The 14,769-nt window shown below is 67.3% G+C and carries 13 protein-coding genes; 3 read left to right on the top strand and 10 right to left on the bottom strand.

Features of this window, described 5'->3' with window-relative positions; translation table 11 throughout:
* Entirely contained in the window at positions 1 to 648 is a 648-nt protein-coding gene (locus BTO20_RS14015; protein ID WP_087076752.1) for a flavodoxin family protein, read from the top strand.
* On the opposite strand, the gene BTO20_RS14010 is transcribed toward BTO20_RS14015, so the two are convergent.
* Genes BTO20_RS14010 through BTO20_RS13995 form a run of 4 tightly spaced genes read right to left on the bottom strand, consistent with a single transcriptional unit; the run spans position 599 to position 3,636 of the window.
* A complete protein-coding gene (locus tag BTO20_RS14010) occupies positions 599 to 1,975 on the bottom strand; it encodes an FAD-containing oxidoreductase (protein WP_087076750.1) in 1,377 nt (458 codons plus the stop codon). The two genes, BTO20_RS14015 and BTO20_RS14010, sit on opposite strands and share 50 nt — an antisense overlap.
* A gap of 2 nt (positions 1,976 to 1,977) precedes the next feature.
* Complete coding sequence (locus BTO20_RS14005) at positions 1,978 to 2,460, bottom strand: DUF4126 family protein (protein ID WP_087076747.1); 483 nt, start codon at positions 2,458 to 2,460, stop codon at positions 1,978 to 1,980.
* 40 nt (positions 2,461 to 2,500) lie between these two features.
* On the bottom strand, positions 2,501 to 3,352 hold the full coding sequence (gene hisG / locus BTO20_RS14000) for an ATP phosphoribosyltransferase (RefSeq protein ID WP_087076745.1): 852 nt from the start codon (positions 3,350 to 3,352) through the stop codon (positions 2,501 to 2,503).
* A gap of 2 nt (positions 3,353 to 3,354) precedes the next feature.
* Complete coding sequence (locus tag BTO20_RS13995) at positions 3,355 to 3,636, bottom strand: phosphoribosyl-ATP diphosphatase (RefSeq protein WP_087076743.1); 282 nt, start codon at positions 3,634 to 3,636, stop codon at positions 3,355 to 3,357.
* Between the two features lie 114 nt (positions 3,637 to 3,750).
* Between BTO20_RS13995 and BTO20_RS13990 the strand changes: the two genes are divergently transcribed.
* Positions 3,751 to 4,203 carry a hypothetical protein gene (locus BTO20_RS13990; RefSeq protein ID WP_087076741.1) on the top strand — a complete coding sequence of 151 codons (453 nt, stop codon included), beginning with the start codon at positions 3,751 to 3,753 and terminating at the stop codon, positions 4,201 to 4,203.
* On the opposite strand, the gene BTO20_RS13985 is transcribed toward BTO20_RS13990, so the two are convergent.
* The 3 genes from BTO20_RS13985 to metH all read right to left on the bottom strand — a co-directional run bounded on the left by BTO20_RS13985 (position 4,200) and on the right by metH (position 10,363).
* Positions 4,200 to 5,666, bottom strand: a complete 1,467-nt coding sequence (locus BTO20_RS13985; RefSeq protein WP_087076739.1) for a sugar porter family MFS transporter — start codon at positions 5,664 to 5,666, stop codon at positions 4,200 to 4,202. The genes BTO20_RS13990 and BTO20_RS13985 overlap by 4 nt on opposite strands.
* Before the next feature lie 96 nt (positions 5,667 to 5,762).
* Positions 5,763 to 6,446 carry an HAD family hydrolase gene (locus BTO20_RS13980; protein WP_087076737.1) on the bottom strand — a complete coding sequence of 228 codons (684 nt, stop codon included), beginning with the start codon at positions 6,444 to 6,446 and terminating at the stop codon, positions 5,763 to 5,765.
* 161 nt (positions 6,447 to 6,607) lie between these two features.
* Positions 6,608 to 10,363 (bottom strand): methionine synthase, encoded by a 3,756-nt coding sequence (gene metH / locus BTO20_RS13975; protein ID WP_087076735.1) that lies wholly within the window; start codon positions 10,361 to 10,363, stop codon positions 6,608 to 6,610.
* Positions 10,364 to 10,819: 456 nt separating this feature from the next.
* Between metH and BTO20_RS13970 the strand changes: the two genes are divergently transcribed.
* Entirely contained in the window at positions 10,820 to 11,698 is an 879-nt protein-coding gene (locus BTO20_RS13970; RefSeq protein ID WP_029372971.1) for a PAC2 family protein, read from the top strand.
* A gap of 72 nt (positions 11,699 to 11,770) precedes the next feature.
* On the opposite strand, the gene BTO20_RS13965 is transcribed toward BTO20_RS13970, so the two are convergent.
* From BTO20_RS13965 to BTO20_RS13955, 3 genes are read right to left on the bottom strand one after another with little or no spacing between them, the layout of a single operon-like run.
* Positions 11,771 to 12,541, bottom strand: coding sequence for an SDR family oxidoreductase (locus BTO20_RS13965; protein WP_083166168.1), 771 nt, complete (start codon positions 12,539 to 12,541; stop codon positions 11,771 to 11,773).
* A gap of 17 nt (positions 12,542 to 12,558) precedes the next feature.
* The gene (locus BTO20_RS13960) at positions 12,559 to 13,026 is read right to left on the bottom strand and encodes a ribose-5-phosphate isomerase (protein ID WP_087076731.1); all 468 of its coding nucleotides are present in this window, start codon (positions 13,024 to 13,026) and stop codon (positions 12,559 to 12,561) included.
* Positions 13,026 to 14,768, bottom strand: coding sequence for a dihydroxyacetone kinase family protein (locus BTO20_RS13955; protein WP_087076729.1), 1,743 nt, complete (start codon positions 14,766 to 14,768; stop codon positions 13,026 to 13,028). Before BTO20_RS13955 ends, BTO20_RS13960 begins: the two co-directional genes overlap by 1 nt.
* Between the last annotated feature and the right edge of the window lies 1 nt (position 14,769).

Raw genomic sequence — 14,769 nt, 5'->3', positions numbered from 1 at the left:
ATGTCTCACAACGGTTCCGATATCGCAGCGCCCACCGTGGCGGTCGTTTACCACTCGGGTTTCGGGCACACCGCGACCCTGGCCGACGCGGTGGCCGCCGGTGCGGTCGACGCCGGAGCCGACGTCACTCTCGTCGTGGTCGACACCATCACCGAGGCCCAGTGGGACCTCCTCGACAACGTCGACGCCATGATCTTCGGCACCCCCACCTATATGGGCAACGTGTCGGCCGGGTTCCAGGCGTTCGCCGAGAAGACCGGACGGCGCTGCGTCGACGGCACCTGGCGGGACAAGGTCGCGGCGGGCTTCACGAACTCCGGAGGCAAGAGCGGCGACAAGCTGAACACGCTCAGTTCACTGGCGGTCCTCGCCGCCCAGCACCGGATGCACTGGGTGAACCTGGGTTTGGCACCCGGCTGGAATACCTCGTTCAGTAGCGAGAACGATCTCAATCGGCTCGGCTTCTTCCTGGGGGCAGGCGCTCAGACCAACGTGGACGCCAACCCCGATCAGGTGCACCCCGCCGACGTCGCCACGTGCCGTCATCTCGGGGCGCGCGTGGCACTGGTGACCCGCCAATTGAACATCGGCCGCAGCCTCAGTCCAGCGGCTGCAAGTCCTGCAGCAGCGTCGGCACCAGCTCACTGACCGTCGGATGGATGTGCATGGTGCGGGAGATGGCGGTGTAGGGCAGCTTGGCGGTCATGACGTCGAGGATGCTGTGGATGACCTCGTCGCCACCGACGCCGAGAACGGCCGCACCGAGAATCTCCTCGGTCTCGGCGTCGACCACCACTTTCATGAAGCCCTGCGTCTCCCCCTTCTCCACCGCGCGACCCACCCGGGTCATCGGGCGCTTGGCCACCAACGCTTTTCGTCCTGACGCCCGCACCTGGTCGACGGTCAGCCCGGCCCGCCCCAGCGGCGGATCGATGAACAGCGCATAAGTGGGAACGCGATCGCTGACCCGGCGCGGATCGTCGTCGAGCAGATTGGCCGCCACGATCTCGTAGTCGTTGTAGGAGGTATGGGTGAACGCGCCCTTGCCGTTACAGTCCCCCATGGCCCAGATGTGCTCGACGCTGGTGCGCAACTCGTCGTCCACCACGATGTAACCGCGCTTGTCGGTCTGCACACCGGCGTTCTCCAGGCCGAGATCGTCGGTGTTGGGCACCCGGCCGACCGCCACCAGCAGGTGCGTTCCCGCGATCGGCGCCGCGCCGTCGGCCGGGACAACCTCAAAACCGTTGTCTCGCTTGGCAAAGCGGATGCCGGTCGCATTGAGCACGATGTCGATGCCCTCGGCTTCGAGGATGTCCTTGATCGCGGCCGAGATATCCTCGTCCTCCCGTGAGGTCAGCCGCGGGCCCCGCTCGACGACGGTGACCCTCGCGCCGAAGCGGCGGTACATCTGAGCGAACTCCAGAGCGATGTAGCTGCCGCCGATGATCACGAGGTGCTCGGGCACCGAATCCAGTTCCAGGATCCCGACATTGGTCAGATAGTCGATGTCGGCCAGGCCCGGGAAATCGGGAGCCACGGCGCGGCCGCCCACGTTGAGGAAGATCCGATCCGCACGCAGCAGCCGACCGTCGACCTCCATGGTGTGCGGATCGACGAACCGGGCGTGGCCGCGGATGAGCGACGCCCCGTCCATGCCCTCCAACCAGGCCTCCACCCCGTGCCGGTCGTCCCCGATGATGCCGTCCTTGCGGGCCTTCACCTTGACCATGTCGACGGTGACTTCGCCTGTGCTGACCCCGTATTCGGCGCCCCGGCGGGCCAGGTGCGCGGCATGGGCGCTGGCCACCAAGGTCTTGGTGGGAATACAGCCGGTGTTCACACACGTACCGCCCACCAGTTTGCGTTCGATCACGGCGACGGTGCTGCCTGCTGTGGTGAGGCGCCCGGCCAGCGACGGGCCGGCCTGCCCGGCACCAACGATGATGGCGTCGAACCGCTCTGGCTCCGCCATGGCTACACCACCGCGGTGAGCGCCGCGACCGCGAAGCCGCCCACCACCGCGACGACATCCTCCACCAGGGCGACCGGCAGATCGCGGCCGCCCGTGGCGGCGACCAGGCGGGTCCGGGCCTCGTAGCCGCCCAGCGTTCCCAGCACCGCACCGATCATGCCGGCACCGAGTCCGCCGAAGGTGTACCCCCAGGCCGTGCCGATCACCGCCCCGGCGAACGCACCGACGATCAGCCTCGCGAGGAACTGGACCGGGGTTTTACGACTGGGCGTCTTGGGGAGCTGATCGGTAATGAGCTCGACCACAGCAAGAATGGTCAGCACAGTGACGGTGATGGGATGGGCCAACCACTGCGCCCAGGTGCCGTCCAGATTGATCCAGTGCAACGCCGCGGCCCACGCCACCACGGCGGGCGGGGTCAACGCCCGCAGCCCGGCCACCACCCCGATGAGCAGCGCCAGCAGCAGAACGAGGAAATGGGTCATGCCCGGACGCTAACACGCAGCGCGTCCGGGCACCGGATGATCAGAAGCGGCAGAACCGGATGTCAGAGGCGAGAATCGCCTTGGCGCCGATGGCCGCGAGCTCATCCATGATGGAGTTGACGTCGCGGCGCGGGACCAGGGCTCGCACGGCCGCCCATTCTGGATCGGCCAGCGGCGCGATGGTCGGCGATTCCAGCCCCGGGGTGACCGCCATGGCGTCGTCCAAAACCGCACGCGGGCAGTCATAGTCGAGCATCAGATACTGCTGACCGAAGACCACGCCCTGCACTCGGGCGGTCAGCTGGTCCCGCGCGGCCGCGTTCTCGTCCGAGGCACCGTCACGTTCGATCAGCACCGCCTCCGAATCACACAGCGGCGCACCGAAGGCCACCAGATCGTGCAGCCCCAGCGTGCGGCCCGAGCCCACCACGTCGGCGATGACGTCGGCGACACCGAGCTGGATCGAGATCTCCACCGCCCCGTCGAGCCGGATCACGGTGGCATCGATTCCTTGTGCCGTCAGGTCTTTGCGCACCAGGTTGGGAAACGACGTGGCGATCCGCTTGCCCGCGAGGTCCGCCGTCGTCCACTCCCGGCCCGCAGGCGCGGCGTAGCGAAAGGTGGAATTTCCGAAACCGAGCGACAACCGCTCACGCACCGGTGCGTCCGAATCCGCGGCCAGGTCACGCCCGGTGATGCCGAGATCGAGCTGACCGGACCCGACGTAGACGGCGATGTCCTTCGGCCGCAAAAAGAAGAACTCGACGTTGTTGTTGTTGTCGACGACCGTCAGATCCTTGGGATCGCGCCGACGCCGGTATCCAGCCTCGGACAGGATCTCGGCGGCCGACTCGCTCAACGCGCCTTTGTTGGGAACAGCGACCCGCAGCATGCTCACAGCTTCCGGTAGACGTCGTCGAGGGTCAGGCCGCGGGCGAGCATCAGCACCTGCGTCCAGTACAGCAACTGGCTGACCTCCTCGGCCAGCGCCTCGTCGCTCTCATGCTCGGCGGCCAGCCACACCTCGCCGGCTTCCTCGAGGATCTTCTTGCCGAGCCCATGCACCCCGGTGTCCAACGCCGCGACGGTGCCACTACCTTCGGGCCGGGTGCGTGCCTTCTCGCTGAGCTCAGCGAACAGGCCGTCGAAAGTCTTCACGGGCATGGATTGTTTCATGGCCCGCCGGTAATCCTGCGTTGGCCCTGGTCACCCCGACCGTGCACGGCCGGGCACCGAAAACAGTCCACTTTTGTGCACGGTAGGAACCCGAACCTGGGGTGCAATAGAGGGGTGAGCGATCCAGCCGACCATCCCCTGCCGACATACACCGCACGGGTGGCAGCGATCAGCACGATCCTGGCGAAGCACCTGCCGCTCGATGGCCTGGTGCGGAACAACCAGGTGGCCAACCCGCTCGCGCCGTACCCGTCCTTGACGGCGGCCTGGGGCCCGGGCACCTCCGCACCGGCGACGCTGACGATTTCCGTGCATCCCGTCGACGACGTCGCCGAGGAGGTCGCGCTGTTGCGGTCCACGGCAGGTGACATCGCCTACGAGGTGCCGTGCCGGGACCCCGGCACCTACGCGCTGGTCCAGAAGGATCCGGCGGCCGTGTGGGTGGTGGCGACGGGTTGTGAGGTCAGGATGAGCCACAACGGCATGGACCCGGCCACCCTGGTGGAGCCCGCGCTGGAAGTCGCGACCAGCGTCGGCTGGTCGGACTTCGTCGACGACACGCGCTAGGAATTCAGCGTGGGATGCTGCTCGTGGTGCGGGATCTCGCTCTGCATGTCCTCGAGATGTTTGCCCTTGGTCTCCTGGACCCACCGCGACACGAACACGAACGACAGCACCGCGCACAGGGCGTAGAAGCCGTAGGCCACGCCGAGCATGCTGCTCAGCGTCGGGAACGTCACGGTGATCACCCAGTTCGCCACCCACTGACCGGCCGCGGCCAACCCCAGCGCGGCGGCGCGGATGCGGTTCGGGAACATCTCACCGAGCAACACCCACACGACCGGGCCCCACGACATACCGAATGCCACGACGAACAGGTTGGCGGCGACCAGCGCCACCGGTCCGGCGACGTCGCCCAGCACCGGCTTGCCGCCGACCTGGCTCGCGGTGCCGAAGATGACCGCCATGGTGCCCAGCGTGACCGCCATGCCCGCCGAACCCATGAGGAGCAGCGGTTTGCGGCCGATCCGGTCGATGAGTGCGATGGCGATCAGCGTGGTCACGATGTTGGTGATCGACGTGATCACCGTGATGACGAACGCCTGGCTCTCACCGAATCCGACGGCCTCCCACAGCACGTTCGAGTAGTAGAAGATCACGTTGATGCCGACGAACTGCTGGAAGATCGACAGCCCGAGGCCCACCCAGACGATGCCGTAGATACCGCCCGCGGGCTTGCGCAGATCCCGCCATGACGGCGGCTTGTCGGATTTCAGCGAATCCTGGATACGGCTGATGGTGATTTCCAGGTTCTTCTCGCCCAGCAGCATCGTGAGAACCGAGCGGGCTTCCGGAATCCGGTACTTGGCAACGAGATAGCGCGGCGATTCCGGGATGGTGAATGCCAGCGCGCCGTAGAGGATCGCGGGCAACGCCATCGCAAGGAACATCCAGCGCCACGCAGCCAACCCGAGCCACAGTTCCTCCCGCGATCCCCCGGCCAGTCGCGCCAACAGCGCATCGATGGCCAGCGATATGAAGATGCCGCTGACGATCGCCAACTGTTGCAACGACCCCAGCCGCCCCCGGATTCGCGGTGGCGAGGTCTCGGCGATGTAGGCCGGTGCGATCACCGACGCCACGCCGACGCCGATACCGCCGATGACGCGGAAGATCACCACCAGCCAGATGTTGGGCGCCAAGGCCGTGCCGATGGCGCTGATGAAGAACAGGATGGCGGCCAGTTTCATCACCGACAGACGCCCGATGCGGTCGGCCAACCGGCCCGCCGTCATCGCGCCCGCCGCGGCACCCAGCAGCGCCGAGGCGACCGCGACGCCGAGGGTGTAATCGCCGATGCCGAACTCGTCGCGCAGGGCGGCGACGGCGCCGTTGATCACGGCACTGTCATAGCCGAACAGCAGGCCGCCGAGTGCGGCCACCGACGCGATGCGCACCACCTTGCCGCTGTGTTCCGATTCCTCATAGTCGAGGCCGGACGTGGAATCGCCTACCGGTCCGTGCGTCATGACACGTCCTCTCGCAGCGTCGCGTGATCTGTGCCACATCACAATCGCACAGTCGACCTGCCGATAGGGGCGAAATCCGTACCGGTGATTGACGCCTCAGGCGCTGCGCTGACCTTGCTCGCTGTCCAGCTCGGCGTGGATCGCCCGAAGATCGGCCACGTCGAGCCGGCTCAGCGATTCGACGTGCTTGCGACGCGGTCCGTGAGGAACGGCCATATCGTTGGGCACCACCAGCACGGGGCACCCGGCGGCCTCGGCGGACGCCGTGCCGGTGACCGAATCCTCAATGGCCAGACAACGGCTCGCGGGCAACCCGAGCAGTTCGGCCGCACGCAGATACGGGTCGGGTGACGGCTTGCCGGTTGGCACCTCGTCACCGCATACGGTCACCGAAAAGTAGTGGTTGCCAATGCTTTTCAGGGCCCGCTCGGCGAGATCGCGCCGGGTGTTGGTCACCAGCGCCATCGGAATGCCCGCGGTGAGCAGGGCGTCGAGCAGTTCCTGGGCGCCGGGGCGCCACGGCAGGCCCTGCTCGAACAGATCACCCGTGTAATCGTGCAGCCAGTCCGCCGACTCGGCCATCGCGGCCGGGTCGGGGTCGAGCCCCACGTCTTTGTAGACGATCTGCATCACCGTCTCTGCCGAGCCACCCAGCGTCGACTCCCTCACCTCGGGAGTGAGCACCGCACCCATCCGCGCATAGAGCGCGTGCATCGAGACGTCCCAGAGTTTTTCGGAGTCGACCAGGGTGCCGTCCATATCCCACAGCACCGCTTTCACCCGGCGATTCTCGCACAGCGGCCACCTGCCAGTCACATCGCGCGACCGGCCGCCAAACCGGCTCGCACCACCGAAGTTTCGGTGGTGTCGAGCACGGCCTCCCCGAAAGCCTTACAGCCGTGGGCATTTCTCCGCCCACCGGCCGCCGACGAAGGTCGAGCTCAGTCCTCCGGGTTGTAGCCGAGGTTGGAGGACAGCCAGCGCTCGGCCTCCGGCAACGTCCAGCCCTTGCGCTTGGCGTAGTCGGCGACCTGATCCTGGGCCAACCTGCCGACCACGAAGTACTGCGACTGCGGGTGCGAGAAGTACCAGCCACTGACGGCGGCTCCGGGCCACATCGCCATCGACTCGGTCAGCTCGATGCCGGTGCGCGCGTGGACGTCCATCAATTTCCAGAGCGTTTCCTTCTCGGTGTGCTCCGGGCAGGCCGGGTAGCCGGGGGCGGGGCGGATTCCCACGTACTTCTCGCCGATGAGTGCGTCGTTGTCGAGCTGCTCGTCGGGCTGGTAGCCCCAGAACTCCTTGCGGACGCGCTCGTGCATGCGTTCGGCGAACGCCTCGGCCAGCCGGTCGGCGAGCGACTCCAGCAGAATCGCGCTGTAGTCGTCGAGCGCGGCCTTGAACTCCATGATCTTGTCCTGGCTGCCGAGCCCGGCGGTGACGGCGAAGGCGCCGACGTAATCCCGGAGGCCCGTTTCTTTGGGGGCGATGAAATCACCCAGCGACCGGTTCGGGATACCTTCGCGGTGCTCGCCCTGCTGGCGCAGGTTGTGCAGCGTGGTGAGTACCTCGGAACGGGTCTCGTCGGTGTACACCTCGATGTCGTCGCCGACGGCGTTCGCCGGGAAGAACCCGATCACCCCGTTGGCGGTCAGCCACTTCTCCTTGATCAGGGTGTCGAGCATCTCCTGGGCGTCGTCGTACAGCTTGCGGGCGGTCTCCCCCGTGGCCGGGTTGTTGAGAATGTCGGGAAACTTGCCCTTCATCTCCCAGGCGTTGAAGAACGGCTGCCAGTCGATGTACTCCCGCAGCTCGGCGAGGTCGTAGTCGAGGAAATCTCGCACTCCCGTCCCTATGGCAGGCACCGGTGGCGTGTACCCGCCCCATTCGATCGGCGTCCGGTTGGCGCGGGCCTTCTCGAGCGTCAGCATCGGCCGCTCATGCTTCTGGGCGTGCCGTTCGCGCAGCGACGCGTAGTCCTTCTCGGTGGCCTCCAACAGGGCCGGTCGCTGTTTGTCGTCGAGGAGTGCGGCGGCCACGGGCACCGAGCGGGAGGCGTCCTTGACCCAGACCACCGGACCGCTGCGACGCGGCGCGATTTTCACGGCCGTGTGCGCGCGGGACGTGGTCGCGCCCCCGATCAGCAGTGGGATCTCCATCCCCTCGCGTTCCATCTCGACGGCGAAGTTCACCATCTCGTCCAGGGACGGGGTGATCAGGCCGGACAGGCCGATGATGTCGGCGTTGTGTTCCTTGGCCGTGTCGAGGATCTTCTGCGCGGGCACCATCACACCGAGGTCGATCACGGTGTAGTTGTTGCACTGCAGCACGACTCCGACGATGTTCTTGCCGATGTCGTGGACGTCGCCCTTCACGGTCGCCATCACGATCGTGCCGTTCGTGTTCTCGGCGTCGCCGGGCTGCTTCTCGGCTTCGATGTACGGCAACAGGTAGGCCACGGCCTTCTTCATCACCCGAGCCGACTTCACCACCTGGGGCAGGAACATCTTGCCCGAGCCGAAGAGGTCGCCGACGACGTTCATCCCGTCCATCAGCGGGCCCTCGATCACTTCGATCGGCCGTCCGCCCGCGGCAGCGATCTCGGCCCGCAGTTCCTCGGTGTCCTCGTCGACGTGGGCGTCGATGCCCTTGACGAGGGCGTGCGTGATCCGCTCGCGGACCGGCAGACCGCGCCACTCGGCCGCCTGCGGATCCTCCGACTTGCCCTTGCTGTTGAACCGTTCGGCGATCTCCAGCAGCCGCTCGGCCGCATCTTCGCGACGGTTCAACACGACATCTTCGATACGGTCCCGCAGCTCGGGGTCGATCGAGTCGTAGGGCACCAGCGCGCCGGCGTTGACGATGCCCATGTCCAGGCCGGCCTTGATGGCATGGAACAGGAACACCGAGTGGATCGCCTCGCGGACCGGGTTGTTGCCGCGGAACGAGAACGACACGTTGGAGATACCGCCGGAGATGTGCACCCCGGGCAGGTTCTCCTTGATCCAGGCGCAGGCCTGGATGAAGTCGATGCCGTAGGTCGCGTGCTCTTCGATGCCGGTCGCCAGCGCGAAGCAGTTGGGGTCGAAGATGACGTCCTCGGCCGGGAAGCCGACCTCCTCGGTCAGGATCCGGTAGGCGCGGCCGCAGATTTCTTTGCGGCGCTGCAGATTGTCGGCCTGCCCCTGCTCGTCGAAGGCCATCACGACGACGGCGGCGCCGTACTTGCGGCACAACCGGGCCTCGCGGATGAACTTCTCCTCGCCCTCCTTCATGGAGATCGAGTTGACGATCGGCTTGCCCTGCACGTTCTTCAGGCCCGCCTCGATGACCTCGAACTTGGAGGAGTCGATCATCACCGGAACCCGGCTGATGTCGGGCTCGGCCGCGATCAGCTTGGTGAAGCGGTCCATCGCGGCGACGCCGTCGATCATGCCCTCGTCCATGTTGATGTCGATGACCTGCGCACCGACCTCGACCTGCTGCAGGGCCACCGACAGGGCGGTGTCGTAGTCCTCGGCCTTGATGAGGTTGCGGAACCGGGCGGAGCCGGTGATGTTGGTGCGCTCACCGATGTTGACGAACAGGGAGTCCTCGGTGATGTTGAGCGGCTCCAGGCCCGCGAGCCGGGTGGCGATCTCGATCTGCGGCACCTCGCGCGGCGGCACACCGTCGACGACCTTGGCGATCTCCGCGATGTGCGCCGGCGTCGTTCCGCAGCACCCACCGACCAGGTTGACCAGACCGGCCCCGGCGAAGTCGGCGACATAACCCGCCTGGCGCTTCGGGGACTCGTCGTACTCGCCGAAGGCGTTGGGCAGGCCGGCGTTCGGGTAGCAGGACACGAAGGTGTCGGCGATGCGCGACATCTCGGCGATATAGGGCCGCATCTCCGGCGCGCCCAGGGCGCAGTTGAGGCCGACCGCGAGCGGCTTGGCGTGCCGGATCGAGTTCCAGAATGCTTCGGTGACCTGACCGGACAACGTCCGCCCGGAGGCGTCGGTGATGGTGCCCGAGAGGATCACCGGCCAGCGGCGGCCGCGGTCCTCGAACAGCGTCTCGATGGCGAACACCGCGGCCTTGGCGTTGAGTGTGTCGAAGATCGTCTCGACGATGAGGATGTCGGCACCACCGTCGACGAGGCCGTTGGCAGCTTCGAGGTAGGCAGCGACCAGCTGGTCGTAGGAGACGTTGCGGGCTCCCGGATCGTTGACGTCCGGCGAGATCGACGCGGTGCGGGTCGTCGGCCCCAGCGCTCCGGCGACGTAGCGCGGTTTGTCGTTGGTGCTGAACTCGTCGCAGGCTTTGCGGGCCAGGGCCGCGCCGGCGTAGTTGAGCTCGTAGCTCAGCTCCTGCATGTCGTAGTCGGAGAGCGAGACCGCGTTCGCGTTGAACGTGTTGGTCTCCAGGATGTCGGCGCCCGCTTCCAGGTACTCGCGGTGGATGCCTTCGATGATCTGCGGCTGCGTCAGGTTCAGCAGGTCGTTGTTGCCTTGAACCGGGCTCGGCCAGTCCTTGAACCGCTCGCCGCGGTAGCCGGCCTCGTCCGGGCGGTCCCGCTGGATAGCTGTGCCCATCGCGCCGTCGATGACCATGATCCGGCTGCGGAGTGTTGCCGTCAGCTCCTCGGTGCAGTCCGGGCGGACGTTCGGGGTAAGGGTGTCCGACGCGGGAACATTCAACCCAGAGGCGTTCACATACTCTCCTTCCGTAACGGAAGGCGTCCTTGACTCTGCCGAGCGTGGCGGATACGGGCAGAAACCCGGAACCGTTGCAACGCCTCTCGACCAGAAGAGTCTACGTCGTCATCAGACAGACGTGTGGACGCCCAACGCGTCGTCGCGATCGACCCGACCCGCTTGGCGTCACGCGCTTTTGAGCGGCACCTTGCGGATCTTGTCGGCAATGTCGTCGTCACCGGGCCTAACCAGATTGCAGCCGCACGTATTTCGTATCGTCGGCACCGTTGCCCACCACACACGGCGACACGGTGTCGAGCCGATCGGTGTCGGAGGCGCGACGGTCACCAGCATTCACATCAACAGGGTAGTTGGTCTATGCAACCCGCTTGTTGGCGCGACTGGCTCAGCGGCGCGAAATGACCCGTGGCGACAAGGCGCTCATCGCCCCCACGCAGGGCTTACGCTGGCAGTGTGACACCGTCGTATCCGAGCGGAGGTAGGCCGTCCGACCTGCCCGAATTGCAGAACGCCATCGTCGTTGCGGCGTTCGAAGGATGGAACGACGCCGGTGACGCGGCCAGCGACGCGCTGGACCACCTCGATGCGATCTGGGAAGCCGAACCGATCGTCGAGATCGACGACGAGGCCTACTACGACTACCAGGTGAACCGACCCGTGATCCGGCAGATCGACGGCGTGACGCGGGAGCTGGTGTGGCCGTCGATGCGCATCTCGCACTGCCGACCACCGGGCAGCGAGCGCGACGTGGTGCTCATGCACGGTGTCGAGCCGAACATGCGGTGGCGCACTTTCTGCGCCGAGCTGTTGGCCATCGCCGACAAGCTCAACGTGCAGACCGTGGTGATCCTCGGTGCGTTGCTGGCCGATACGCCTCACACCCGCCCGGTGCCGGTGTCGGGTGCCGCGTACTCGTCGGAGTCGGCCAAGTTCTTCGGGCTGGAGGAAACCCGCTACGAGGGCCCGACCGGCATTGCCGGGGTGTTCCAGGACGCGTGTGTGCAGGCCGGTATCCCGGCGGTGACGTTCTGGGCGGCCGTGCCGCACTACGTGTCGCAGCCACCCAACCCCAAGGCCACCGTGGCGTTGCTGCGCCGCGTCGAGGACGTGCTCGACATCGAGGTGCCGCTGGCCGACCTGCCCGCGGCCGCCGAGGAGTGGGAGCAGGCGGTCACCGAGATGACGGCCGAGGACGACGAGATCGCCGAGTACGTCCAGTCGCTGGAGGAACGCGGCGACGCCGAGGTCGACATGCACGAAGTGCTGGGCAAGATCGACGGTGACGCCTTGGCGGCGGAGTTCGAGCGGTATCTGCGTCGGCGCGGCCGGTAAGCATGCGGCCGAGCGGCCAGTTGTGCCACGCGATCGACGAAAAGGCGTGTCACAACTGGCCGTTCGACGTCGTCAGCGGATGGTGTATCCGCCGTCGACAAGAAGGTCGGCCCCGTTGATCATCGCGGCCGCGTCGGATGCGAGAAATACTGCAGCGGCGGCAATTTCGTCGGGGTAGGCGAATCGACCGGTCGGGATCTGGGTCTTGAGCCGGTCCCCCTTCTCGTTCTCCCATGCGGCGCGGCCGAGATCAGTCAGCACCACCGTCGGGCTGATGGTGTTGGCGGTGACACCACGGCCCGCCCACTCCGAGGCGAGCACCTTGGTGACGCCCACGACGCCGAATTTCGAGGCGCAGTACGCGACGTGATCGGTGAGGGCGACGCTGGCCGCCTGCGAGGCCATGTTGATCACGCGCCCGTAGCCCTGCTCGAGCATCACGGCCCCCACCTTCTGGCACATCAGGAACGTGCCCGTCAGGTTGATGGCGATGGTCTTGTCCCAGGCCTTGACGTCGATCTCGGCGGCGGGTGCGAGCAGCGCCACCCCGGCGGAGTTGACGAGGATGTCGATGCGGCCGAAGCGTTCCCGGACCGCCTCGACGGCGTCGGCGACCGATTCCGCGGAGCTGACATCGCACGCGAAGGCGGCGTGGCCGTCCCCGAGTTCACGGGCCCGCTGGGTAGCGGCATCACCCGAGAGGTCCAGGATGGCGACGGAGGCGCCCTTCTTGGCGTAGGCCGTCGCGATCGCGGCGCCGATGCCCGAAGCTCCGCCGGTCACGACGGCAACCTTGCCGGCCAGCGAAAAGTCGAAGTCGACAACGGGATCCGTGGTGCTCATGGTCATCTCCTTGCTCGTCAGCAGCCGGGGGCCGGCTCGTACCCGGCGATCGCGTCGACCTTGGCGGCCGAGGCCGACTCCGGGTCGAACTGGTAGTCGAGCCATTCCTTGGCCAGTCTGCGCGCCAGCTCGATCCCCACGACACGTTGTCCGAAACACAGCACCTGGGCATTGTTGGACAGCACCGACCGTTCGACTGAGAAGCTGTCGTGCGCGGTGACCGCCCGGATTCCGGGGACCTTGTTGGCGCTGATGGCCACGCCGAGGCCGGTGCCGCAGACCAGCAGCGCGCGGTCGGCCTTGCCTTCGGCGACCATGCGGGCCGCCGCGACCGCGACGTGCGGATAGGCGGTGTGCTCGTCGGTGCCGACCCCGACATCGACGACGGATTCGACGCGCTCGTCGGCCTCCAGGTCGCGCCGCAGGATGTCCTTGTAGTCCACGCCGGCGTCATCGGCGCCGACCACGATCCGCAGACCGCTCATCACTTGCTCCTCACTGTGTCGTCTGCCGCGGCCTGTGCCAGTACCGCTGCCGCGGTCCGGACGCACAGCGCCAAAGACAGAGCTCCTGCATCGGGGGTGCCGAGGCTGCGCTCGGCGAGCGGACGTGCCCGTCCCACTTTGGGTTTCAGATCTGCCGTGGCCTGTGCGGCCTGTTCGGCGTCGGCCGCCGCCTGCTGCCAGGCATCGGCCAGCTCGGCGCCCGCGGCGGTCTCACGTTCGAGGCGGTCCACGAACGGCACGAGCGCGTCGAGCATCGTCTTGTCGCCGACGGAGGCCTTGCCGAGCGTGGTGATGGCCTCCAGCCCGGCCCGCACCGCGGCCGCGACATCGGAAGGCGCGATGACGTCGGCGTCGTCGCCGAGACGCGCGCCGAGTGCGGCCAGTGCGGCTCCCCAGAGCACGCCGGACGTGCCGCCGGCCTGGCTGGCCCAGGCCTCTCCCGCCGCGGTGAGTACGGATGCCGCGCCCGCGCCGGAGGCATCGGCGCGCTCGGCCGCCTGCAGTGCTGCGGAGGTGCCCTTCACCATGCCGCGGCCGTGGTCACCGTCGCCCGCGACCGCGTCGACACGCCCGAGCTCGTCGGCCGCACCCTCGATCGCGGCGGCCATCGCCGCCAGGACCGCGGTCGCGGTCTGTCCGCAGCGGCGGGCTGCCGGTGACACCTCGACGGCCTCGGTTTCGGTGACGGTCGCCGCCGCGACAGTGCGCCGGGGTGCAGCGCCCGACGTGGTCGCGATGCCCTTGCGGTAGGCCGGCGTGTCGGCGGGCGCCCGCCACAACTCGTCGAGCTCGTCGTCGAGGAACACCAAAGTCAGTGAGCAGCCTGCCATGTCGAGACTGGTGACCAGCTCCCCGACCTCGGGGTCGACCAGCGTGTAGCCGGCGGACCGCAGCAGTGGGGCCACCGTGCGCCACACGACGAACAACTCTTCGTACTTGGTGGCGCCGAGACCGTTGAGGATCACGCCGACGCGGTTGGTGTCCCCCGGCGCCTCGGCGAGCACGCCTTCCACCAACCGGCGGGCCAGGTCGGCAGCGCGGGGCAGATCGCCCTCGGCGATTCCGGGCTCGCCGTGGATGCCGAGCCCGACACCCATGCGGCCGTCGGGGACGGTGAACAGCGGGGTGTCGGCGCCCGGCATCGTGCAGCCGCCGAACGCGACGCCGAGCGTGCGGGTGCGGTCGTTGGCCAGGCGCGCGACGCGTTCCACACCGTCGAGGTCGTAGCCGGCCTCGGCGGCGGCACCGGCGATCTTGAACACCACGAAGTCGCCAGCGATCCCACGTCGCTTGTGAATTTCCTCAACAGGTGCGCTAGCAATATCGTCGGTGACGAACACGACGCGGGTGTCGATGCCCTCTTGCTGCAGCCGCTGCTGGGCCAGCGTGAAGTTCATGACGTCGCCGGCGTAGTTGCCCGTGCTGAACAGCACCCCGGCGCCGTTGGACGCCGCCCGTCCGACCGAGTAGGCCTCCTGGGTCGAGGGCGAGGTGAACACGTTGCCCACCACTGCCCCATCGGCGAAACCTGTTCCGACAACACCACAGAACGCCGGGTAGTGACCCGAGCCGCCGCCGACGACGACGGCCACCTTCCCGGGCGTTTCGGCGGCTCGCACCACCCCGCCCTCGACGCTGAGAACACGGTCGGCGTGCAGGTCGACGAACCCCTCCAGGAGGTCGTCACTGAACGCGCGTGGGTCGTCGTACAGTTTCGTCACC

It is taken from the genome of Mycobacterium dioxanotrophicus, assembly GCF_002157835.1.
Classification (GTDB): Bacteria; Actinomycetota; Actinomycetes; order Mycobacteriales; family Mycobacteriaceae; genus Mycobacterium; species Mycobacterium dioxanotrophicus.
The sequence above is the reverse complement of the archived record's forward strand: the minus strand, read 5'-3'. Positions and strand labels throughout refer to the sequence as shown.